The sequence below is a fragment of the Desulfurobacterium sp. genome, assembly GCF_027028515.1.
GTDB lineage: Bacteria > Aquificota > Aquificia > Desulfurobacteriales > Desulfurobacteriaceae > Desulfurobacterium_A.
Window position 1 is genome coordinate 15112 of sequence record NZ_JALVIW010000110.1, and the last position, 22702, is coordinate 37813.

Sequence of the window (22702 nt, forward strand, 5' to 3'; positions counted from 1 at the left end):
CAAGCAGCCTTTTTATCTTCGTTAAAGTTCATAAGGAGCATTTCTCTACATATCGCCTAAAGAAAAAGGGAGAAAATATTAATAAGCTCAGTAAAAGACTCTCAAAGATAAAGATAATTTCAAACAGATTTAGAACAATTATCTGGTGTAGTATTACTAATTCTAGATCTCATTATGCATTGAGAAATTTGGGCGTCCATCATGTATTAAACTTGTACAAACCGTTTATAAACCATTGACATGAAGGGGCAAAAAGTTTATATTTCCTTCTACATGGTTGCCGAGGTAGCTCAGTCGGTAGAGCAGAGGACTGAAAATCCTCGTGTCGGCGGTTCGATTCCGCCCCTCGGCACCATTTTTATTTTCCCTCACTAAAATTACAATAAAAGTTTAATCTTGCATCTTTATCCGCCTGCCCGGGTGGCGGAATAGGCAGACGCACGGGACTTAAAATCCCGGGGCCGCAAGGCCGTGCGGGTTCGATTCCCGCCCCGGGCACCACGGCTTAAATATGAATCACCTGTTCTTCGTAGGGGGGATATTTTTTAACTTTTGAGTATCCCCCGCCCGTTATGTGAACAACGATCTTTTCGTTTTCTTTTACGTCTCCATTTTTTATCGCTTTCAATACGCTTGCAACAGTCACACCGCAGGAATAGTCTATTTCGTCCTCTGTAAACGCTTCGAAAGCCTTTTTCGCTGATAGTAGTTCTTCGTTTGTTATTCCGTAAATTTTTCCGTTGCTTTCTCGTATCAATTTAGACAGTAGAGGAATGTTTGTTTTTGCATTACTGAGAACCTTTGCCAGTATCTTTTCTGCAATTTCCGGTTCAGGCACCTTTTCTCCTTGTACGGCGGAAAGAACAGGTGCGTATGGAAGGTTTTGTGATAGGAAAAGTTTTGGCAAAGATTTCTTGGTGGTTTTTGCTGTTTCGTATATGCTCATAGGACCTACGCCACCGGATACAGCCTGAAAGTAGATATCAAACTGTGGAAGTCTTCTGAAAAGTCTGTAGAGGCCTTTTATTCGCCATTCATTGGAAAGGCCCCCTTCGTGCTCGTACTTTTCAGGATTTTTAGCCACTAATTCTCTTGAGAAGTCAATGGCGTCATTGTATTCGCCTTTTATTGCGTATATTGTTACAGTTTTTGAAGGTGGTACGGAGATTTTTAGTCCTTCTAAAGCATATTCAGGCAGAACGATGGTTAAGGGCCTTTTGAGGACAGATGCTTTGTAGAAGAATGCTCTTGCTACGTTACCTGCAGATACAACAACTAACTCTTTCTTTCTACGAAAGTATAAAGTTAAACCTGTTATGTAGTCTTTAAATGAACCTGTTGGACATTTTGCGCCAAATTTTTCAAAAAAGCCTGAAAGCAAAACACTTATGTTTTTCCTTCCAAAAAATTCTTCTACGAAAGGTGAATTTTCAACGAAAGAAGACATCAGAATTCGTTGGACGGTCATTTATCCTCCAGATTAACAGGAAAGGTCTGTGCAAATATCTTCTATTCTTTCTATGAGCTCTGGACAGAGAGAATTTTCTCTTACTTTACATCCGCCGCACAGTTCTTTGTATTTGCAGGAAACGCACTCTTTGAAGTAGTTTCTGTCTGCGTATATTTTAGCACCTTCACTTTCAAAGATTTTGTGCAGTTTTGTTTTTTGAAGGTTACCTATGGCTTTCTGTATTAACGGACACGGGAAGACTGAACCGTCGCTTGTTACATAAACAAAATCTTTAACGGCTCTGCATCCCGGGAACACCTTGTAGTAATAAGGCGGGACGAAAGAGCCTTTTTCTTCCATTTTTTTAAGAACGGCCCAGTAGTGGGGAATTGTTGTTGTACAGAGGGCAATATCTTTATACTTGCACTGGAGTTCGTATATAGTTCTCATCGATTCGGCAATTTCATCAAGACTCATTTCAGAATGAGGTAGCTCGATTTCACCTCTTCCAAGTTCAACGTAGTGGAAGATGATGAGGATTTCGGCGCCGAGCTGATGACTCAGCTCCGTTACAAAAGGGAGGTCTTTATAGTTGTACTTTGACATGCATGTTGTGATTCTAAGTGGTATGCCGTGTTTTTTAACGAGTTCAGCACCTTTCACTGCAAGGTCAAAATTTCCTTTTCCTCTAAGAAAGTCGTGGTTTTCCCTATTTCCATCTATGGCTATGATTATGTCGTCTGCACCGTAGTCTTTGAACTTTTTGACCAGTTCGTCCGTAAGGTATGTGCCGTTTGTAGGCAGTGAAACGTAGAATCCAAGTTTTTTGGCATATTCAAAGATTTCCCAGAATTCAGGATGTAGGGTCGCTTCACCGCCTGTTATCGTCACTTTTTTCCCGTCGGCAAATAGACCGTATTTTTCAAGGTCGAGATTCTTATACTGGTCAAGGACGTCCTTCCAGAAGGAGGCGGGAAGGACGTGTTTGTCAACATTTGTAATGTAATGACAGTACTTACATTTGAGATTACAGGCTCGTGTTATTGATAATTTCAAATCGTACATATAATCACTTCTCCTCTACGTTTTTCAGAGGGCACATTATATCTTCACCGAGGAAACTTCCCGTTTTTGCATAACCTCTTGCTCTGCATCCACCGCATTCCTGTTTATACTCACAATCTCTGCATATTCCGCCAAGCTCTGGTTCGTATCCATACTCTTTCTTAAATGCTTCTTTGAGCTCTTCAAGTTTGGCAGGATTTTTGATTTCATCAAAACCGTAAACATCAGGGTTGAAGCCCCTTGCCAATTTTATTGCTTTAAAGTCGGGTGTGTCTATGGCTATACGGCTGAGTTTTTTCTCTCTTATGTTTCCTACCTTCATGGGAACGTAAGCGCACGGCCACACGTCACCGTTTGGAAGTATATGGAATCTTGTAATTCCAGCAGGGCATCCTATGGGCTTTACCCTCGGAAATACATTTATCTTTCCGGCTTTATACTCTTCTGTCATTTTATCTTTTAGCCATGTTGTATAACACGGAGCACAGATAGGTTTTAACCATACGTTTGACGTTTTCTGCCTTTCATAGATGTATTCAAACACCTCTTTTGCCTCTTCAGGTGTCAGATCGGGAAGGTTTTTGCCTCTACCTGTTGTTATTAAGAATACGAAATATATTCTGTAAGTGCCCAGTTCTTCAGCAAGGTCTATGATTGCCGGAATTTCATCTTTGTTAAGTTTTGAGACCGTCGTATGAAACTGGAATCTCAATCCCATTTTCTTGGCAAGCTTGAGATTTTGATACACCGTTTCAAAACAGCCCTGAAGTCCCCTGATTTCGTCATGTTTTTCACCGACGCCGTCAATGGAAACACCAACACGCCACATACCGGCATCGAGGAGCTTTTTAATGTTTTCTTTGTTAAGAAGCGTTCCGTTTGTAGCCATGACAAGCTGCATTCTTGTGTTTTCAAAGGCAAACTTTATGATGTCGTAGATATCTTCTCTGAGTAGAGGTTCACCACCGGTTATTGCAAATTTAACAGGACCAAAATGTTCCCAGATATCCATGATCAGGGATTTTGCTTCTTCAGTTGTGAGTTCATCAGCCCATTTTCTGCCGTGGCCTGATTCTATTGAGCAGTGTTTGCACTCAAGGTTACATTCGTTTGTACACGCCCAGACAAACTCTCCAGGCAGATAGGAAAAACATCCTAATCCTACAGTATCGTTGTCAAAGATATACTCAAGGTTTACAGCCATTGAATCCTCCTGAAAAAGTCTTTCTACAAAGTATATCAAAAGTGAAGAGGAAAATTGGAAATTCAGGATGTGGTGAAAAGCTCCGGGACAACGCCCGGAGCGAAAAAGTTATTTTTTACAGTAGGCTATGGCCATAAACTCTTCAACTTTTCCTTTATCTTTTGTGGTAAGGCTCACGATGATAAATACAAGTAGAGCACCGGGAATGCTATAGAGGGCAGGATTGACGAGAACGGGAAGTCCCAAGAGAGTTTTTAATTTAAAAAATCTTGCGAACGTGAACAGAAGGGAAACTGCAAGACCGACCCACATGCCAGCGATGATTCCCTGTCTTGTTAGTCCTTTCCACCATACGGTAAGAACAAGGGCAGGTGCAAATGTACTTGTTGCAATTCCAAAGCTCATTCCCACTAACATTCCGACGTTTTGGTTTTTAAGCCATATTGCAAGCAGGAGGGATATTCCAGAGAGAATAAATACCGCTTTTTTAGCAAAAGAGACCTTCTGTTCGTCCGTGCTGTCGGGCCTGAGTATGGAGGCGTAAAGGTCGTGGGCAATGCTTGTTGTAGCGGTGATGAGAAGTCCTGTGCAGGTACTGAGCATTGCTGCTAAGGCACCGGCCGCTATAAGTCCTAAGAACAGTTCACCGCCTAATTTCTGACCAAGCATTGGAACTGCCATGTTTGTTGCTATTCCTTTTTTTCCGGTTGCAACTAAGGTTACAAGGTCTGGATACAGGATGTACATGATTGCAAGTCCCCCAAAGAGAACAGCAGTGTAGAAGATTGCGAGTCCCCATATGGTGAATTCGATGCTTCGTTGGGCAGCTTTTGCACTTTTAACGGTGTAAAATCTGATGAGAATATGCGGAAGTCCGAGAACCCCGAAGAAAAGTCCGAGAATAAGACTCAAATGGTTCCAGAAATCTCTAAGTCCAACGCCGGGCGTTAATCCTAAAGGTGCGCCGGAAAGGGCAGCTCTTACAGTTTTGATGGCTTCGTGGGCATTGCTTGCATTTTTAACAAGCTCCGGTGCCTGTTTTGCGGCAACAACTGGCGGGACTATCTCTTTTGCTGCTTTAACAATTCCGAAGGGATTTCCTTCTTTGTGTATAATCGACTTTGAAACATGCAGGTTGAGGAAGTATATGAAGCGGATACTTATTTTTCAGACAGCGTTTATCGGTGACCTTGTTCTTGTATCGTCTCTTATTAAGTCCGTTGCAAAAACTTATTCAGAAGCTGAAGTGTTTTTGGTGTGTAAGAAAGGATATGAGGCGATATATGAAGGGTTTCAGTATCTTAAAGGGGTTATTCCTTATGATAAAAAGGGGATCAGGGGTTTTGCCTCTAAACTGAAAAGTATAAAATTTGATGCCGTTTTCTCACCTCACCGCTCTCATAGAACGGCCACTTTGCTCTTTTTAAGTGGAATACCTTTAAGAGTTGGTTTTGATACGGCTGGTTTTTCGTTTCTCTACACCAGGCGCGTTAAGTATAAACGGAATGTTCACGAGGTGGAGAGAAATATACAGCTCCTCCTTGCCGTTAATAAAGCTGCCAGGGTTGATCTTCAGCCGGAGCTTTTCGTTTCGAAAGACGAGGTTGGGAAGGTCAGGGAAAAGTTTTCTCTGGAATTTCCCTTTGCCGTAATAGCTCCCGGTTCCGTCTGGTCTACAAAGAGGTGGCTTCCGGAATACTTTGCTTCTGTTGGAAAATATTTGATTGAAGAAAGGGGACTTGTTCCTGTCATTGTCGGTAGTGCCGCTGATATTCCTGTTGCTGAGAAGGTTTTCAGACAGATTCCTTTTGCTGTGAACACCGCCGGAAAAACGAATTTGAGAGAATTGATGGCGCTTATTGCCGGAAGCAGTGTAGTTATCACAAACGATTCGTCTCCGACCCACTTTGCTTCTGCGTTTAAAAAGCCTGTTGTTACGATGTTTGGTCCTACTGTTAAAGAGTTTGGATTTTATCCTCTTGGTGAAAAGGCTAAGGTGGCTGAAATTCCTCTTTACTGCAGGCCCTGTGGAATTCATGGTGGGAAAAGATGTCGTGAGGGACATTTTAAATGCATGAGGGACCTTACACCTGAAAAGGTTTTCCCTTTAATAGATGAAGTGCTAAAAGATGGTGATTTTGCGGAAAAAAGAGGTGTTGGTAGTTGACACCTTCGGAAATTATCCTATATTTGTTTATCGTCAATTCGGGCGGATAGCTCAGCTGGGAGAGCACCAGCCTTACAAGCTGGGGGTCACAGGTTCGATCCCTGTTCCGCCCACCATTTCCTTCCTTCGGGGACGTAGTTCAGTTCTGGTTAGAACGCCGGCCTGTCACGCCGGAGGTCGCGGGTTCGAGTCCCGTCGTCCCCGCCACTTAAATGATATCAAGATTTATTTTCTGCTTCCTGCTTTCTAAAGATAGAGCCTTTTTTCTAAAATCCTGTAAGAATTGAGATGCTTCTCTGAACGCTGTTTTTAAATCTTTCTTTATTATCAGAGCAAGCAGGGCTGATGAGAAGGCGCATCCTGTTCCTCTTACTTCTTCTCCGCTTCTTAATGTATGGGATATGATTTCCGTTTTTTTTCCGTTTTGTATAAGAATGTCTTTTACCGTATTGTTTTCAAAAATTCCCTTTACGACTATGCTTCCCCGAAAACTTTTCAGATATCCCCTGAGTTTCTGATATTCTGAATAGTTTGGTGTTATTACCGTTGAAGCTTTCATCAGAGGCTCAATTGTTTCTATCTTTTTCACAAAAGCCTTTCCAAGTGTTGGTTTTAAAACAGGATCAAAAACTGCTGGTATTTTCTTTTCTGTAATAAATTCGGCTATCCAGGTATTTAGAGTTTTATCGTAATGGGGGAGTCCTATCTTTATTCCTGCAATTGAAAAGTCTTCATCAACGGCTTTTATCTGTTTTTTTATAAGCTCTGGAGGCTGGAATAGAACGTCTGTAACGCCTTTTGTGTTTTGAGATGTGTTTGCTGTGATTACGGCAGTTCCGTAAAATCCAAAGTGTCTGAATGTTGATATGTCTCTTAATATGCCGGCTCCCCCGGTTGGGTCAAAGCCGGCTATCGTTAACAGAACATCAGGTTTTTCCATGATTATTCAAAGATCTTCTTAAATGTTTCAAAAGCTTCGTTTAGTTTTGAGATGTCCTGGGCTGACCCTTGAGCCATGTCAGGTCTTCCACCACCTTTTCCTTTAAGAATGGGAGCTATCTCTCTCATAATGTTTCCAGCTTTAAACCTGTCCGTTAAATCTTTTGTTAGTGCAATTAAGAGACTATTTTTCCCATCTTTCTGGGATGTTAACATAACGGCTGATGTTCCTGCTTTATTCCTTATTACGTCTGCAATTTCGACAAGCTCTTTCCCTGTATATCCGTCAATTCTTGCCGTTACGACTTTTATCCCGTTTATAACCGGCGCTGAAGATACGATTTCATCTATCCCTGCTATGGCGAGTTTTTTACGCAATCTCTCAATTTCTTTTTCTTTCTCTTTAAGTTCTTCTTTAAGTTTTTCCACTCTTTGAGGTATCTTTTCCTCTTTTGATTGGAGGGTCGCTTTGAGTCTGTTTATGATGTTTCTTTCTTCCCTTTCCTTTTCCCAGGCTTTAAAGCCGGTAACTGCCTCTATACGTCTTGTTCCAGATGATACGGAAGATTCAGAAAGGGTGATAAACATGCCGATATCGCCGCTTCTTTCGACATGCGTTCCGCCGCACAGTTCTACACTTACATCGCCTACGCTTACGACCCTTACAACATCGCCGTACTTTTCATCAAAAAGTGCCATTGCGCCTCTTTCAAGCGCCTTGTCGTATGGCATTTCTTCCGTAACTACGGGAAGGTTGTCTATAATCCAGCTAAAGATGAGTTTTTCTATCTCTTTCAGTTCTTCATCTTTTACCGAGTCAAAGTGTGTAAAGTCAAACCTCAGTTTATCTGGAAGGACAAGAGAACCTGCCTGTTTTACGTGGTTTCCGAGAACTTCCCTTAAAGCTTTATGTAAAAGATGAGTTGCCGTGTGAGCTCTTTTTATGGCTTCCCTGCGTTCTTTATCGACTGCCGCCTTTACAACTTCACCGGTTTTTATATTGCCTTTTTCTACTTTTACTTTGTGTCCTATCAAATTTTCGGTTACGTTCTGGGTGTCCAGAACGCGACATTTACAGTTAGAGCTTTCTATGAAACCTGTATCGCCTACCTGGCCACCCTTTTCAGGATAGAATGGGGTTTCCTCAAGAAAAACTATACCCTCTTCGCCTTCTTTCAGTTCATCTGTTAAAGTTTCACCTTTAAGAATGCCGGTTACTTTTGTCGTTGTTTCGAGTTTTTCGTATCCCCTAAATGTGGAAGGATATTTTTCTGAGAGCTCGATTATTTGAGGTGAGACAACTTTTTGAACGCCTCCTTTCCACGCTTTTCTTGCTCTTTCCTTTTGTTCTTTCAGCAGTTTTTCAAATCCTTCAACGTCCGCTTCGAGTCTTTCGTCGTTTGCAACTTCAAGTATTAAATCGAGGGGGAATCCGTAGGTATCATAGAGACGGAAAATTTCTTCACCGGGAATGGTTCCCGCGCCCTTTTCCTTAATTTTATCAACAACTTCCTGGAGAAGTTCAAGCCCTTTTTCAAGTGTTCTTGAGAACCGTTCTTCCTCTTTTTCTATGATTTGTTTAATAAGGTTTTCGTTTTCAACAATTTCAGGATAAACATCACCCATTATTTCAATAACTGCATCCACCCCTTTAAACAGAAAAGGGCGATTTATCCCGAGGAGTCTTCCGTGTCTTGAGGCTCTTCTTATAATTCTTCTTAAGACGTAACCTCTCCCTTCATTTGATGGCAAACATCCATCTGCTATAAGAAAGGTCATTGCCCTTAAATGGTCTGCAATGACTCTCATTGATATGTCGCTCTTCTCCTCTTTTCCGTAAGGGATGTCTGCCATCTCCGAGGCCCACTTGACTATCGGGAAGAGGAGGTCGGTTTCGTAGTTTGAAGGAACGTTTTGTAAAACGGATGCAATTCTTTCAAGTCCCATCCCCGTGTCTATTGAAGGTTTTGCAAGGGGTGTAAGTTTGCCGTTTTCATCCCTTTCATACTGCATGAAGACGAGATTCCATATTTCAAGGAATCTGTCACAGTCGCATTTTCCTATGCCGCAGGTTTCTCCGCAGGCAAACTCTTCTCCTCGGTCGAAGTAGATTTCGCTACACGGTCCGCAGGGTCCTGTATCACCCATTGCCCAGAAGTTGTCTTTTTCACCGAGGCGGTAGATTTTCTGTTCAGGTATTCCTATTACCTTGTTCCATATTTCAAATGCTTCGTCGTCCTTCTCGTAAACGGAAACATACAGTTTTTCTTCTGGTAGTTTAAAAACTTCGGTTACAAGTTCCCAGGCAAATTCTATTGCCTCTCTTTTGAAATAGTCACCAAACGAGAAGTTTCCGAGCATTTCGAAAAATGTGTGATGTCTTCCTGTTCTTCCAACATTTTCAAGGTCATTATGCTTTCCTCCCGCCCTCATACATTTCTGGCAGGAGGTTGCCCTTTTAAAAGGCGGTTTCTCTTTCCCCAAGAAGTAGTCTTTGAACTGCACCATGCCTGCGTTTGTGAATAGCAGGGTTGGGTCGTTTGCAGGTATTAGTGAAGAACTTTTAACTCTTGTGTGTCCTTTGCTTTCAAAGTATGACAGGAAAGCTTCCCTTATTTCTTTACCGGTCATGGTTTCCTCTCTCAAAACTATAGTTGTTCGGGTAAAAATCGGGCTATATTTTACCAGAGATTAGATTGTGGATTTCAGTGTAGGAGAATCCTCTCTGCTGGAGAAAGCGCGTCACTTTTTCCCTTTTTGTATGGAGATTATCCCCGAATCGCTTTCTCAGGGTTTTTTTAATGAAAGAGTAATCAAATTCTATTTCCATGAGTATTCTGTCTGCAATCTCTTCGGTTATGCCTTTTTGAACCATGTGAAACCGGATTTTTCGTTTTCCCCATCCTTTTTCCATTTTTGATATGGCGTAGTTGAAGCCGACTCTGTAGTCGGAAAGGTAACCGTTTTCTTTTAAATGCTTTATTACTTCTTCAGAATTAACTTCGGGGAAACGCTGCTTTATTTTGAAAAGTATTTCTCTTTCAGTGTAGTCCCTCCGGCTGAGTAGCCGGAGAGCGTAGGTTAAGGCTTTCTTAAATTTTGAGTTCACCTGAAGTGATTCCTTCCATTCTGAGTTTAAGGTCGTCTGGTCTTGTTGCATATTTGAGAGCATCTTCTCTTGTGATAAGTCCGTTTTTCCACAGTTGATAGAGTGATTGGTCAAACGTTTGAGAGCCATAAGTTTCTCTACCTTTTTCGATAAAGTTTGGAATTTCCTCTGTAAGTTCAGGATTTAAGATTCTTTCCTTTATTGCTTCCGTTGTTATCATAACCTCTACGGCGGGAACCCTTCCTTTTCCATCAGCTTTAGGTAAGAGTCGTTGAGAAATTGTTGCCTTTAGAACAGAGGCGAGCTGATATCTGATTGCCTGTTGGTGATATGGAGGGAAAAAGGAGACGATACGGTAAATGGTTTCTTTGGCATCAAGTGTGTGGAGTGTTGAAAATACGAGGTGTCCGGTTTCTGCTGCGTCAAGAGCAGTTCTAACGGTTTCCGGATCCCTCATTTCACCTACGAGGATAACGTCGGGGTCTTCCCGAAGGGCAGCTTTCAGTGCTGAGAAAAAATCCTCTGCGTCAACGCCAACTTCTCTCTGGTAAAAAATGGATTTTATGTCTCTATGAAGATATTCTATAGGGTCTTCTATCGTTATTACGACCCTTGAATCTTTATGGTTAAGTTCATTGAGCATTGCAGCTAAAGTGGTTGATTTACCTGAACCTGTCGTTCCTGTCACGAGAACAAGTCCTCTGTGCTCAAGAGCTATTTTTTTTATTATTTCTGGAAGGTTCAACTCCTCAATAGTGGGAATTTTGGTGGGAATTGCTCTCATAACTATTGCAAAGGTATTTCTCTGCTTGAAAATGTTAACCCTGAACCTTCCGACTCCGGGAATACTGTACGAAGTGTCGTAATTTTTCAGAATAGGTATTTCTTTCTTTTTCTCTATTGGAAGAATTGTCTTTACAAATTCAAATATTTCAGCACCTGTTAAAGGCGGGAAATTCGTTTTCACGAGCTTCCCCTGTATGCGAAATATCGGCACCATTTTCATTCTCAAATGGATGTCTGATGCCCCCAGGGCAAGGGCTTTTTCGAGTATCTCATTCAGAGTTGCCATAGAGCTTCTCCTTTATCTTGGTTTCGATCTCCTCTGCCACTTCCGGATGTTCTTTTAGATATTTTCTCGCATTTTCTTTACCCTGCCCGAGTCTTATGTTGCCGTAGGAGTACCAGGAACCGCTTTTCTTAATGAACCCTAATTTCTCGCCAAGAATAATGAGTTCAGCCCACCTTGAAATGCCTTCCCCGTAGTAGATATCAACAAAAGCCTCTCTAAAAGGTGGAGCCAATTTATTTTTTACTATCTTTACCCGTGCGGAATGACCGAGCCGTTCGTCATTTTTTCCCTTTATAGCGCCTGCGTTTCTAACTTCTATTCTGAGTGAAGAGTAGAATTTTAGCGCTCTTCCGCCGGTCGTAGTTTCATTGGGTCCGTAATTTGTTCCTCCAATTTTTTCTCTTACCTGATTTATGAAGATTAAGGCGGCGTTACTTTTGTTGGTTGCGGCTGTGAGTTTTCTTAAAGCTTGACTCATGAGCCTTGCCTGTAATCCTACGTGAGAGTCACCCATATCGCCTTTAAGTTCTGCTTCAGGGACAAGAGCGGCAACGGAGTCTATAACTATTACGTCAACGGCACCGCTCCTGACGAGAGTTTCCGCTATTTCAAGGGCCTGCTCTCCGCTATCAGGTTGAGAAATCAGAAGTTCATCAAGGTTTATTCCGAGTTTTTTTGCATATAGAGGGTCAAGAGCATGTTCCGCATCTATGAAAGCAGCAATTCCTCCCTGTTTTTGAGCGTTTGCTATTACGTGAAGTGCAAGGGTTGTTTTTCCGGATGATTCCGGTCCATAGATTTCTGTTATCCTTCCTCTTGGAACACCACCTATACCGGTTGCATAATCTATACTTATGGAGCCGGTGCTTATTGATGGTATTTTTTCGCTTGGTTTTTCACCCAAGAACATTATGGCGCCTTCGCCATAATCTTTCTTAATTTGTTTAAGGGCTTCTTTCAAAACTTTTGCTTTTGCATCTTCCATATTTTTTTACCTCTGAAATCTTATGAGTTTTAATGGTATTTATGTATTGCGTAATATTATAACTTAAATTCTAAGGATTTTTATACTCCTTCCAAAAGTCTTGCGGCCATAATTGTTGGCAGGTTTGCCTCTATTATTGCTTTTGCTGCTCCTTTTACATCATATTTGATTCTTTTTAGCCTGAGGGTGTTATCTTGAAGCACTATATATGAAGCAAGAGGCATGCCGTCTCTCGGTTGTCCCACGCTTCCAGGGTTGATCAAATGTTTTCTGGAGTCTATCGTGTAAACTGGAGTTTTGATAATCTCTGCACCGACAGTTGAAAGACGGTATCCTATGGGAATGTGAGTGTGTCCGAAGAAACATACATGAGCAGTGGATTTTAAAAGTACTTCTTCGGCTTCGCCTCTTGTTAAAATATACCGCATGCTCCCTGGGGACAAGGGGTTATCGTGTACAAGGGTTACGTCATCGAAAATTTTTATTACACTCTTAGTAGCAAAGTATTCTATGTAATCTTCTCTTATTACTTGTTTTGTCCATTTCAAACATGCGTTTACATATCTATTTTCTACGGATGCGAGCCCAAGAAGCATTAGTTCGTGGTTGCCCAGTATGTAAGAAGAAACATTTTCAATAACCCATTGGCAGCATTCGTTAGGGAAGGCTCCATAATTTATCGTGTCTCCAAGGCACCATACCTCATCTATTCCCTCTAAATCCATGTCCTTTGCCACGGCTTCGAGGGCGTGCAAATTTGCGTGTATATCAGATATGATTCCTATCTTCATCATGGTTAAAATTTTATAACTTATGTTTGACTCGTGAAAGGTGTTTTTTTTCGTAAATGTATTAAATGTTAAAATTTCGTAGATTGGGTATATATGCAGAGCCTTTTTAAAAGAGGTCAATTATGAGAGAGGATTTTGGAACGGTGAGTTCTCTTGGAAAAAAAACTGAATATGTTTTTGATTACAAACCGGAAGTTCTTGAAAAATTTCCCAACAGGTTCCCTAACAACATATACTGGGTCTCTTTCAACTGTCCTGAATTTACAACACTCTGTCCCATAACAGGTCAACCGGATTTTGCAACTATTTACATTCAGTACATTCCTGATAAGTGGCTTGTAGAAAGTAAATCTTTGAAGCTCTACCTTTTTTCATACAGAAACGCAAAAGATTTCCATGAAGATACCGTAAACAGGATAGCAGAGGACCTTTTCAGCCTACTTGAACCTTATTACATAGAGGTGTACGGTGAGTTTAATCCCCGCGGCGGAATTTCAATAGATCCATTTGTTCAGAAATTTAAGGAGATTGATTGGGTTAAGGAACTTGCTTCAGAGAGATTTAGACTTCACAGAATTAATCCTCCAAGGATATTGCGTAACAGGGGGTAACTTTATGATACTGATTCTTGGTGGAAGTGGTGCCTATTTTTTAGATAAAGAACGTTTTGGTAAGGTGTTGTGGAAGAAGCGGATAGAGACACCCTTTGGACTTTCCAATCCTGTTTATAAAATAAAGTCATTGGCCGGTTTTGAATTTCTCTTTCTCTCCCGCCACGGGGAAAAAGATTACGAGGTTACTGCTCCATTTGTTAATTATCGTGCCAACATCTATGCAGCAAAAGAATGTGGCGCCGAGCGGATCGTTGCCTGGACAGGTCCTGGTTCAATGAGAGAAGAATTTAAGCCGGGCGATTATGTAATTCCAGATGATTTAATAGACTTTACGAAAAAGAGAAATTATACATTTTTTGAAAATAAGGGCCTCGGTTTTGTGAGACAGAATCCTGTTTTCTGCCCCGAGATAAGGGCTGCTCTTAAGGAAGTGCTAACCAAGATGGGTTATGATTTTCATCCTGGCGGGACGTACGTGTGTACTGAGGGTCCACGTCTTGAAACGCCGGCAGAAATAAGGATGTATAGAAAGCTTGGTGGTGATCTTGTAGGTATGACCCTTGTTCCAGAAGTTTTTCTGGCTAAAGAATTAGAGATGTGTTACGGTACGGTCTGTTATGTTACTAATTATGCGGAGGGAATAAAACCTTATGAGTTTAAAGCAGGAATTCTTTTTGAGGGTATGCTTCCCGAAGAACAGAAGAAGTTAGTTGATAAAGCGGTGAGCCGCTTTCCGGAAATTATGCTTTCTCTTATGGAAGTTCTATATTCAAAAGACAGGAAGTGTCCCTGTAAGGACACGATGAAGAGGTACAGGATAAAAGGCATGATAGGTGAAGATTGGAAAGCCTGGTTTTGATGTTGCGGTTGAGAAGTTTCAATGGATTTTAAAAACAGCTTCAGAGATATACAGTATTCCGTTTTTGTCAACGCTTCAAAAGAAGGAAAAGATTTTACACTCTATCGACTTACGATTTTAAAGTACACGATTGTTATAGGACTTGTATCGATTCCTTTTGTTGCAGTTTTGCGCAATATATTGTTTGGCCAAACCAAGATAGCACTTTTTTCCGCCACCACGGAACTTTTGCTGTTTGTTGCCTATATATTTTTAAACTTAAGAATTTTGCCTTTTCAAGAGCCTTTGTTATTACGGGCGTTTTTATGATTCTTGTGGGCATACTTGTTCAGGATGTACACTACAACTACATGTGGTTTGCGCTCTTCCCTGCTGTTGCGTTCGTTCTATTCCCTGCCGGTATAGCCCTCGGGGCTTCTATTATTTTTGGAGCTGCCATAGTTTTTATTGAGTTTGTTCTCTACGGCCGTGCTTTCTGGCTAAAGTTTTACTATGTGCAGGAAGTTTTGATTTTCTACTGTTTTATGGTTTTTGGCGGTTATCTTTACTCAAAGGTTCTTGAAGAACATGAGTTGATTTTACAAAGACTCGCAACGAAAGATATGCTCACAGGGGCTTATAACAGGTGGAAATTTCTTGAAGATTTTGAGAGTGAGTTTGAAAGGGCAAGGCGTTACAACTATCCCATTTCGCTTATTATGTTTGACATAGACCACTTTAAAAAAGTGAACGACACCTACGGTCACGATGCTGGCGATAGAGTTCTTAAAAAGATAGCTAAAATAGTAAAAGATAATATAAGAAAGCTAGATACGCTGGTTAGATGGGGCGGAGAAGAGTTTATTATATTTTTACCAAATACAAAAAAAGAAGGTGCGGCTGTTTTAGCGGAAAAAATAAGACAGAAGATAGAGAAAGCCAACTTTGATGAGGTGGGAAAGGTTACCGTTAGCTTTGGTGTAGCCCAGATTGAGAAGAATGACACGATAGATGATTTATTAAAAAAGGTGGATAAAGTGCTTTACAAGGCCAAAAGAGAGGGAAGAAATAGAGTGGAAGTGGCACCTTAAATTTTCTTGCTTTATACTTGTTAACGATTAGAGATTAGAGAAATTTTTGTTACAATCTTTTTGTGTTTGTATAGTCGGTAAGGAATCTTAAATGAATTTTTATGGGTTTTTGAGGGGGATTTGAGGAATGAATGTTGAAGGTTTGAAACGGGCTTGTCGTTTGACAGACACAACTGATCTTGAAGGGTTGAGGCAGGCGATATTCTATTATCTCCTGCTGGCAGGTATATTGACTGTACCGGTATTTGGCGCTTTGAGAAACTACATCTTTGGAAAGTACGTTATCGTAGAAGCTTCTCTAATAGCAGAGTTAATACTCCTTTTTGGTTTTTTTCTCTATAAAATAGGAAAGTATGGATATTCAAAGCTTACTTTAATGTTTGCAGTTGCCGTCATACTTTTGGGCGTTGTTTTTCAGAATGTTCCGTTTATGTATATGTGGTTAGCCCTTTTTCCGGCCCTTGCTTTTATTCTTTTCCCTTCAGAAACGGCGCTTTTCCTCTCTTTTTTCTTTGGAATAGTTGTTTTTGTTGTTGATTTTCTTTTTCATAGACGGTTTTCCAGCAATGAGCTCTACTTTCTTCAGGAGATGCTGATATTTTACCTTTTTATGATAGCTGGAGGGTTTCTGTATGCTAAGGTTATGGAGAAACAGCAGTTTCTTTTAAAATGGTTAACTTCTAAAGATGAGCTTACCGGAGCAGTTTCTCGTGCACGTTTTCTTGAAAATCTTGAAAAGGAGATTCCCCGCTCAAAAAGGTACAGTATTCCGGCATCATTGATAATGTTTGATATAGATAATTTTAGAGAAGTTAATAAAACCTTTGGTTACGAAGTTGGAAACACTTTTTTAAGACAGATAGTGAAGGCAATTGAAAAAAATGTGAGAGGTGCAGATATCATTGTGAGATGGGGTGATGATGAGTTTGTCGTTTTTGCGCCCCATACTGATATATACGGGGCCATTAAACTTGCAGAGAAGTTGAAAAGAGTGATGGATGGCATTTTTGCCAAAATAGGTGGTAAAATTACAGTAAGTATGGGTGTTACATCTTTAAAGAATGATGATACTATGGATGAACTTTTGCGGAGACTTGACGAAGCTCTTTATCTTGCTAAGAATCGTGGCGGCAACCGCATAGAGTCGCTTGAGTAAAGGGAGGTTGCAATGAAAGGTTACATGTTGATAGGTGGTGAGAGGATATTTAAAGATAAAGAAATAGAAATACTGTTCCCTTACGATAATTCTGTTGTCGGAACTATTCCTGACGGTGATGAAGAGGATGCGAGAAGAGCTGTTGATGCCGCCATTAAAGGTTTTGAGAGGATGAAAGAACTTACCGCTTACGATAGGTACTCTATTCTTTCGAAGGCAGCAAGAATACTTTCAAACAGGAGTTATGAGATTGCGGAACTTCTTACAAAAGAGGTTGGAAAAACAATAAAAGAGTCAATGGGGGAGGTTGGCAGGGCAGTTAACACTTTGACTCTATCAGCGGAAGAGGCGAAAAGGATAGCTGGTGAAGAAGTGAATTTTGATGCAGCACCGGGAATAAGAGGAAAGGTCGGTTTTTACAGGAGAGTTCCTCTTGGTGTTATCGGCTGTATTACACCTTTCAACTTCCCCCTTAACCTTACCTGTCACAAAGTTGGTCCTGCGCTTGCTGCAGGTAATAGCGTTGTTATAAAACCTTCCGAGAACACATCTCTTGTTACTATAAAGCTTGCAGAAATTTTGATAGAAGCAGGATTTCCACCTGAAGCTGTAAATGTGATTACAGGTTACGGTGAGAAAGTTGGTGATGCTCTTGTGAGGGATAAAAGAGTAAGGATGATAACTTTTACGGGGAGCGTTGAAACTGGAAAAATAATAATGTCTCGAGGCGGTTTGAAAAAGTATGCGATGGAGCTTGGTTCAAATGCAGGGGTTTATGTTGACAAAGACCAATCGGTAAGACTTGATTTTGTATCTGAAAAGATCTGTCGTGGCGGATTTGCCCTTGCAGGTCAGGTCTGTATATCTGTTCAGAGAGTGTTTGTTCATGATTACCTCTTTGATGATTTTATTAACAGGGCTGTTGAATTTACAAAGACCTTGAAGATTGGTAATCCGCTTGAAGAGACTACCGATATGGGGTCTGTTATAGATGTTCAAGCGGCAGATAGAATAATGGAATGGATTGAAGAGGCAGTATCTGCTGGTGCCAAAATTGTTTGCGGGGGTAAAAGGCTTTCCGATACAGTTATAGAACCGACTATAGTTATTAATGTTCCTGAGGATGTAAGGTTATTTACTGGTGAAGTTTTCGGTCCGGTTATAGTGGTGAACAGAGTAAAAAGTGTTGATGAGGCGATAGAAAAGGTTAATCTTTCAAGATACGGTCTTCAGGCGGGTATATTTACAAATGATTTAAGGGCGGCGTTTAAGTTTTCTAAAGAAGTTGAAGCTGGTGGAATAATGGTAAATGAAATTCCAACATTTAGGGTTGATCAGATGCCTTACGGTGGGGTAAAAGAGAGTGGAATTGGACGGGAAGGTCCGCTTTTTGCCATTGAAGAGATGACGGAAATAAAAACGATCTGTTTTGATATTAACTTTTGAAGGTTGTTAAAGTGTGGAAGATGAAGTGCTGGTTTTATCTTTTTCTTTCCGGGCGCAGATCTTACACTTTCCAAAGAACGTATGCTGCGCATTTTCTATGATGTGGCCTGGTCCCTCTACAAACTTTCTTGCCGTGTCGCATATAGGGATATCGATATCAAATATTCTACCGCAGTAAGTGCAGACAAAATGGTGATGATATTCAGTCTTGTAGTCATAACGAGACTGTTTGTTAACGACGATTTCACCGATTTTTCCTTCCCTTACCAGTTCTTTCAAAACTCTGTAAACGGTGGCAAGGCTGATGATTTTAAGTTCTTTCTTTGCTCTCTCGTAAACCTGCTTGGCCGTCGGGTGGTCTTTGGATGACATAACTGTTTGATATATAACAATCTTTTGTTTTGTCTGTCTCTTATTTTTGCGGTTCTCCATGGAGGTATCTCCCGTAGTAAAAAATAAGATTTATTATTAATTATAACCTGCTTGCAAATCTTTGTAAAATTGATTTTAAATATAACGGGTAATAATGATTGTCTGGTGTTGATAAAATTCCGTTTTTTTTACAAAATTCCCTTGATAAGGTTTTTGTGTGTATAATGATTAAAACACTTTTTATGAGAGAAATTGGTGAAAAGGGCAGCAGATTACATTAAGGAACTTTCCGGGACAGAAACTTTTGACGTTGCTATTGTTCTTGGTTCGGGTGTCGAAATAGGGGATGTTTCTTTTGAGATACCTTACAATAAGATTCCTGAAATGCCCGTTCCCTCCGTCCCGGGTCATAGAGGAATCCTTAAGCTGGTTAACATAGGTGTTATTTCTGCTTTGGTTTTTTCAGGGCGGTTTCACTATTATGAAGGAAGGAGCGATGAAGAGATTAGAGCTATTCCCCGCCTGTCCCATCTGCTTGGCTGTAAGTTTTTCATAGCCACGTGTGCTGCGGGGGCTGTTTCGAGACGAGCTGCCGCTTCTCATCTTGTTGTCGTTGAGGATCATATAAACCTTATAGGCAGGAACCCTCTCACAGGATTGATAAAAACGTATGGGAGTGATGTTTTTGTAGATTTAAAGTTTGCCTACGATAGACAGTTTATTGATGCTTTTTTAGACTGTGCTTTTAAGTCTAAAGTGTCTGCTATGAGCGGAGTGCTTGCTGCAATGCATGGACCCAACTATGAGACGTTTGCCGAGATAAGAATGCTTTCAATGTTGGGAGTGGATGTCGTTAGTATGTCAACAGTTCCGGAAATTATTGCGGCGCGGTTTTACGGTATGAAAGTTGGTGCAGTAGCTGTGGTTGCCAATGATGCTTTAAGTGTGAATACAACCCATGAAGAGGTTCTTGAAAACGTCAGGTTAAAAAATGATGTGCTGTCAATTACACTAAAGCGGACATTGATAAATTTATACAATTACATATAGAGAATTAGCTTGACATGGGTGCTAATTTTTTCTAACATACATTTCAGGATTACAATATTTGTTTTATGGTGGGATAGGAGGTTTATACATAGATGGTGGTGGAAAAAGGGGAGAAGTTTACAATAACCTTTCGCATAAAAACAAATATACATAAGGATGGGTGGAGATGAAGAAAGTACTGTTTTTATCAGCAGCGGTTCTTTTTGCAGCTTCATGTGGTACCGTTCAAACAAAACCTGTTACGGAAAAACCTGTAACGGAAAATAAAACAGAGGAAGCGAAACCTAGGGTAGAAAAAAAGGTTGAAGAGGTTAAACCAAAGGTCGCTGTACCGGAAAAGGAGCTAACGCTTGCCAAGTTCAGTCACAGGGAGCACATGGCTGTGATTTCAAAGTACGGATGTTTACCCTGCCATCACTTTAACGTGGAGATGCACGTTCCTGATGTGAAAAGGGCGGAAGTGATTTCTCAGAAATTCTTAAAACCGGGTGTGGCAAGCTGTAGGGTGTGTCATGCCCATGGAGTGTCTCAATGAGAAGGAAACAAGAAACTTATAGTGTAGGGGGTCTGGAGTGAGAGCTTTCATAATGTTCTTGTTAGGAATGCTAACCCTCTGTGGAACAGCCCGTGCAAATGTAAACATAGGAGACGATGGATGTCTCTACTGTCACAGACTTAAAGGGCTGTCGGTTGTAGAGGTAAAGAAAAACGGTAAGAAGGAAATTCTGGACTGCAGCATTAATGATGCAAAGTATCTTCACTCAATCCACAGAAACATCCACTGTACTGAATGTCACACGAAGGCGACGTCTTATCCTCACAATAGAGCACTTGTGAAAGAGGTAAACTGTGCGGCAAAGTGTCATGTGATTGATCCAGCGACGAAAAGGCCGTTTTCTCATGCTGCTGTCTATAAAACATGGGAAGAAAGTGTGCACGGCAAGAATTACAAAAAGGCGCCAGACCTTTATCCGAACTGCCAATACTGTCATACTAACAGACTTCTTATCAATATAAAGAAGTTTGAGACTCTGGAAGGAAGTTTTGATAGGTGCTATATATGTCACAGAAACAAAAAATGGACAGAAGATAGGCTTGCACATGTGGCAAGCAGAATGGATATTCCTTTGATCAAAAACGGTTTCGTTTCTCAGTTTGTGGAAACCAGAAGAGATGGATGGGAGATTGTTGAACTTTGTGCAAGCTGTCACGAAGATAAGAAAAAGATGGAAAAAGCTATTAAAATTGAAGGTATTCATAACAAGTATCTTAAAGAAAGGATACTTGAGGCAGTTGATTCTTATGAAAAGACAATGCACTCAAAGATGTTGTATCTTGACAGGTCAGATACGCGGGCTGCAGACTGTCTTGACTGTCATACAAACAAAGGTGGAAACTTCCATGATATCTTCCACAAAGACGATCCAAGGTCATCCATTAATCCAAAAAATATTGAAATGACATGTGGTCGTTCAACAGAATGTCACCCGCTTGTTCCTAAGTATCATATGAAAAACTTTGCCCAAACTAAATGGGTTCACGTTGAACCTGTGCTTGGTGAGGACCTTTCTCAAACAATAGCATGGGGTGTTGAGGAAGGAATGTTTTGGATGTCCTCTTCTGTTATTCTCTTTTCAGCAATTATTGTTATTCTTGATACCCTCAAATTCATGAGGAGGAAGTAACATGGGATGGCTTAAAGAAAAATTCAGAATGAGAGAGGATTATGAGAAGCTTATCATCGTTGATGGTGATAAGTTTTATGTCGAAAAATGGACAACGATGCAGTCGCTAATGCACGTAGGTATAATGACAATGATTATCCAGGTTATAACTGGTTTTCCTCTTAAGTATTGGAATGCTCCTTGGGCTAAATACGTTGTTAAAGCACTTGGAGGAATCAGTGGCTTGATGACTATGCACAGAGTAGATGGAGCGATAATGTTTTTTGATTTCCTTTTCGTTGTTTTTTACTGTGTAATGTTCATGATAGCCAACAGGGATAGGGTTAAAAAATATGGGTTCTGGGACACTTACAGACTTCTTCCAGGCCCTTCAGATATTACAGTAGTTCATTATTTTAAATATCTTCTTGGATTCAGGAAATCTCCACCAGATTATGATGAATGGATGTGGGTTGATAAATTTGATTTCTTTGCAGTAGGTTGGGGTATGATTGCTATTGGTATTACAGGCTGGATTCTGTGGCTTCCGGAAGTTTTCACAGGATTTTTGCATCTTCCTCCCGTTACTATTCAGATAGCTTATTTAGCGCACGGTGACGAAGCTTTAGTTGCTGTTGGATGGATCGCTCTTGTTCACCTCTACATGACTCACTATGGTCCACATAAGTTTCCAATGGATTGGATATGGCTTACAGGTATTTCACCTGAAGTTGAATGGATGGAAGAAAGACCCCGCTCATGGAGAAGAATCATTAAGAGAACAGCCGAGCATGAGCCCGAGCTTCTTGAGAAGTATCCAGCTCTTAGAGAAAGGTATGAATTTGTTAAGTCTATAGAAAATCTGCCTAACGAAGAGATTGTTGCCAAAATTCACGAGTACGCACATCACCTTCTTGAAAAGGAACTTAGCGAGGAGGCAGTATAATGAGAAAACTTGTTTTTGCCATAGCAGCTATTTTTCCTGTTGCGGCTTTTGCTGAAGGTATGATAAGCCCTCTCTTGAAGGGTTCACCTTCGGACATTTCAGGGTGGGAAAAGAAAATAGAGAAACAATTAAAAGAAAAGCCTCAGTTTCCAAAGGAATCTGAGTATCCTCAGCCGTTCCATGCGCCGAACGGTTATGAGTATCCTGTAAAGGATATTTGTGTTGCATGTCACTCGTACGCAGCGCACACGAAAGATGAAACATTTGCGCCTTTTTACAATGCTCACTCAACATTTATGAGCTGTACAGTATGCCACTATAAGGAGGCGGGGCTCACATATGCGTGGGTTGAGATAACAAAAGATGGAAAGATGAAAGTAATAAAAAATACAGAAGATATGTACGGCGTTAGATACGTTAAAGCCGATGGTAGGGTTGCACTTTCAGGCCTTGACAGTGATGCAAAAATAACGCCGCTTGTTAACGGAAAACCGGTTGATATTCCGTTAAAGGGTAACGAAGGATTGCTCCACGATGCAGCAGCTGTTTCAAAGATTTACAACAATCTTGCAAAGCATCCTTACAAGTGTGCAGACTGTCATAGAGGGAAGAATCCTCTTAACCTTGTTGGGCTCGGATTTTCTCAGGAGAGAATAAACGAGATTGAGAACAACGAAATTGTTAAGGGATTACTTGAGGAAGGAAAGATCTACTTCCCAAACTTCATCTGGAAGAGGTAAGGC

At 40.8% G+C, this 22702-nt stretch carries 23 protein-coding genes and 4 tRNA genes; 16 read left to right on the plus strand and 11 right to left on the minus strand.

Features of this window, described 5'->3' with window-relative positions:
• The first annotated feature begins 279 nt into the window (after positions 1 to 279).
• Positions 280 to 355, plus strand: a tRNA-Phe gene (locus tag MV676_RS09240).
• Positions 356 to 414: 59 nt separating this feature from the next.
• Positions 415 to 501: transfer RNA gene (locus tag MV676_RS09245), tRNA-Leu, on the plus strand.
• Between the two features lie 4 nt (positions 502 to 505).
• Here the strand turns inward: MV676_RS09245 and MV676_RS09250 are convergent.
• The 4 genes from MV676_RS09250 to MV676_RS09265 all read right to left on the minus strand — a co-directional run bounded on the left by MV676_RS09250 (position 506) and on the right by MV676_RS09265 (position 4631).
• Positions 506 to 1468: a pyridoxal-phosphate dependent enzyme gene (locus tag MV676_RS09250; protein WP_297447084.1), complete on the minus strand. Its 963-nt coding sequence runs from the start codon at positions 1466 to 1468 to the stop codon at positions 506 to 508.
• 12 nt (positions 1469 to 1480) lie between these two features.
• Positions 1481 to 2515: a radical SAM protein gene (locus MV676_RS09255; protein ID WP_297447086.1), complete on the minus strand. Its 1035-nt coding sequence runs from the start codon at positions 2513 to 2515 to the stop codon at positions 1481 to 1483.
• A gap of 4 nt (positions 2516 to 2519) precedes the next feature.
• A complete protein-coding gene (locus MV676_RS09260) occupies positions 2520 to 3719 on the minus strand; it encodes a radical SAM protein (protein ID WP_022847614.1) in 1200 nt (399 codons plus the stop codon).
• 108 nt (positions 3720 to 3827) lie between these two features.
• The gene (locus tag MV676_RS09265; RefSeq protein ID WP_297447089.1) at positions 3828 to 4631 is read right to left on the minus strand and encodes a hypothetical protein; all 804 of its coding nucleotides are present in this window, start codon (positions 4629 to 4631) and stop codon (positions 3828 to 3830) included.
• Between MV676_RS09265 and waaF the strand changes: the two genes are divergently transcribed.
• From waaF to MV676_RS09280, 3 genes are all read left to right on the plus strand, one after another.
• Positions 4576 to 5886, plus strand: coding sequence for a lipopolysaccharide heptosyltransferase II (gene waaF, locus MV676_RS09270; RefSeq protein WP_297447091.1), 1311 nt, complete (start codon positions 4576 to 4578; stop codon positions 5884 to 5886). The genes MV676_RS09265 and waaF overlap by 56 nt on opposite strands.
• Positions 5887 to 5926: 40 nt before the next feature.
• Positions 5927 to 6002 (plus strand) — tRNA-Val (locus MV676_RS09275).
• Positions 6003 to 6014: 12 nt separating this feature from the next.
• Positions 6015 to 6093, plus strand: a tRNA-Asp gene (locus MV676_RS09280).
• Position 6094: 1 nt separating this feature from the next.
• Here the strand turns inward: MV676_RS09280 and MV676_RS09285 are convergent.
• From MV676_RS09285 to MV676_RS09310, 6 genes are all read right to left on the minus strand, one after another.
• Positions 6095 to 6826 carry a hydroxymethylpyrimidine/phosphomethylpyrimidine kinase gene (locus tag MV676_RS09285; protein ID WP_297447093.1) on the minus strand — a complete coding sequence of 244 codons (732 nt, stop codon included), beginning with the start codon at positions 6824 to 6826 and terminating at the stop codon, positions 6095 to 6097.
• Between the two features lie 2 nt (positions 6827 to 6828).
• Entirely contained in the window at positions 6829 to 9456 is a 2628-nt protein-coding gene (alaS, locus tag MV676_RS09290; RefSeq protein WP_297447095.1) for an alanine--tRNA ligase, read from the minus strand.
• Positions 9457 to 9499: 43 nt separating this feature from the next.
• On the minus strand, positions 9500 to 9934 hold the full coding sequence (locus MV676_RS09295; RefSeq protein ID WP_022847608.1) for a RecX family transcriptional regulator: 435 nt from the start codon (positions 9932 to 9934) through the stop codon (positions 9500 to 9502).
• Positions 9918 to 11006, minus strand: coding sequence for a PilT/PilU family type 4a pilus ATPase (locus MV676_RS09300; protein ID WP_022847607.1), 1089 nt, complete (start codon positions 11004 to 11006; stop codon positions 9918 to 9920). Before MV676_RS09300 ends, MV676_RS09295 begins: the two co-directional genes overlap by 17 nt.
• Positions 10990 to 11991 carry a recombinase RecA gene (gene recA / locus MV676_RS09305; RefSeq protein ID WP_022847606.1) on the minus strand — a complete coding sequence of 334 codons (1002 nt, stop codon included), beginning with the start codon at positions 11989 to 11991 and terminating at the stop codon, positions 10990 to 10992. The genes MV676_RS09300 and recA overlap by 17 nt, the downstream gene beginning before the upstream one ends.
• Positions 11992 to 12071: 80 nt before the next feature.
• Positions 12072 to 12785, minus strand: coding sequence for a metallophosphoesterase family protein (locus tag MV676_RS09310; RefSeq protein ID WP_297447098.1), 714 nt, complete (start codon positions 12783 to 12785; stop codon positions 12072 to 12074).
• A 119-nt stretch (positions 12786 to 12904) separates the two neighbouring features.
• Here MV676_RS09310 and queF point away from each other — a divergent pair, with 119 nt between their 5' ends.
• From queF to MV676_RS09340, 6 genes are all read left to right on the plus strand, one after another.
• Complete coding sequence (gene queF / locus MV676_RS09315; protein ID WP_297447100.1) at positions 12905 to 13393, plus strand: preQ(1) synthase; 489 nt, start codon at positions 12905 to 12907, stop codon at positions 13391 to 13393.
• 4 nt (positions 13394 to 13397) lie between these two features.
• Positions 13398 to 14255 (plus strand): MTAP family purine nucleoside phosphorylase, encoded by an 858-nt coding sequence (locus tag MV676_RS09320; RefSeq protein WP_297447102.1) that lies wholly within the window; start codon positions 13398 to 13400, stop codon positions 14253 to 14255.
• Positions 14256 to 14276: 21 nt separating this feature from the next.
• The gene (locus tag MV676_RS09325; RefSeq protein WP_297447105.1) at positions 14277 to 14564 is read left to right on the plus strand and encodes a hypothetical protein; all 288 of its coding nucleotides are present in this window, start codon (positions 14277 to 14279) and stop codon (positions 14562 to 14564) included.
• Positions 14561 to 15325 (plus strand): GGDEF domain-containing protein, encoded by a 765-nt coding sequence (locus MV676_RS09330; RefSeq protein WP_297447107.1) that lies wholly within the window; start codon positions 14561 to 14563, stop codon positions 15323 to 15325. The genes MV676_RS09325 and MV676_RS09330 overlap by 4 nt, the downstream gene beginning before the upstream one ends.
• Positions 15326 to 15452: 127 nt before the next feature.
• Positions 15453 to 16481 (plus strand): GGDEF domain-containing protein, encoded by a 1029-nt coding sequence (locus MV676_RS09335; protein WP_297447109.1) that lies wholly within the window; start codon positions 15453 to 15455, stop codon positions 16479 to 16481.
• A gap of 12 nt (positions 16482 to 16493) precedes the next feature.
• A complete protein-coding gene (locus MV676_RS09340) occupies positions 16494 to 17927 on the plus strand; it encodes an aldehyde dehydrogenase family protein (protein ID WP_297447111.1) in 1434 nt (477 codons plus the stop codon).
• Positions 17928 to 17933: 6 nt separating this feature from the next.
• Here MV676_RS09340 and MV676_RS09345 read toward each other — a convergent pair whose 3' ends face one another.
• The gene (locus tag MV676_RS09345; RefSeq protein WP_297447113.1) at positions 17934 to 18359 is read right to left on the minus strand and encodes a transcriptional repressor; all 426 of its coding nucleotides are present in this window, start codon (positions 18357 to 18359) and stop codon (positions 17934 to 17936) included.
• 195 nt (positions 18360 to 18554) lie between these two features.
• Between MV676_RS09345 and MV676_RS09350 the strand changes: the two genes are divergently transcribed.
• From MV676_RS09350 to MV676_RS09370, 5 genes are all read left to right on the plus strand, one after another.
• Positions 18555 to 19349, plus strand: a complete 795-nt coding sequence (locus tag MV676_RS09350) for a purine-nucleoside phosphorylase (protein ID WP_297447115.1) — start codon at positions 18555 to 18557, stop codon at positions 19347 to 19349.
• A gap of 166 nt (positions 19350 to 19515) precedes the next feature.
• Entirely contained in the window at positions 19516 to 19884 is a 369-nt protein-coding gene (locus tag MV676_RS09355) for a hypothetical protein (protein WP_297447117.1), read from the plus strand.
• Positions 19885 to 19921: 37 nt separating this feature from the next.
• Complete coding sequence (locus MV676_RS09360; RefSeq protein WP_297447118.1) at positions 19922 to 21034, plus strand: hypothetical protein; 1113 nt, start codon at positions 19922 to 19924, stop codon at positions 21032 to 21034.
• Position 21035: 1 nt separating this feature from the next.
• Positions 21036 to 21959, plus strand: coding sequence for a cytochrome b/b6 domain-containing protein (locus MV676_RS09365; protein WP_297447120.1), 924 nt, complete (start codon positions 21036 to 21038; stop codon positions 21957 to 21959).
• Positions 21959 to 22699, plus strand: a complete 741-nt coding sequence (locus tag MV676_RS09370) for a hypothetical protein (RefSeq protein ID WP_297447122.1) — start codon at positions 21959 to 21961, stop codon at positions 22697 to 22699. The genes MV676_RS09365 and MV676_RS09370 overlap by 1 nt, the downstream gene beginning before the upstream one ends.
• Positions 22700 to 22702 lie beyond the last annotated feature (3 nt).